1 pseudogene is annotated in these 301 nt (G+C 65.1%); it reads left to right on the top strand.

What is annotated here, in order from left to right:
• Positions 1-301 (top strand): annotated as a pseudogene (locus tag GSQ73_RS09640) (hypothetical protein); the annotation flags it as partial.

Raw genomic sequence — 301 nt, 5'->3', positions numbered from 1 at the left:
TGTGGACAGCGTCGCGGCGGGTACGGGCGCGCATGCGATCAACACCAACGACGTGGCCCTGGGTTCCGGTTCGATCACGGCAGCGGCACACGTGGGCACAACGGCATTGTTTGGTGGCACGGCCGCAGGTACGGCATCGTCGGTGCTATCGATCGGTGCCGGTGGCGCCGAGCGTCAATTGCAGAATCTCGCGCCGGGTGTGATCGCCGCAGCTTCCACCGATGCGATCAACGGATCGCAACTCTATTCGGTGGTCGCGGGAGTCAACACGATAGGCAGCTCCACGGCCACCGCGTTCGGC

The organism is Rhodanobacter sp. L36 (genome assembly GCF_009765755.1).
Lineage (GTDB): Bacteria > Pseudomonadota > Gammaproteobacteria > Xanthomonadales > Rhodanobacteraceae > Rhodanobacter.
The sequence above is the reverse complement of the archived record's forward strand: the minus strand, read 5'-3'. Positions and strand labels throughout refer to the sequence as shown.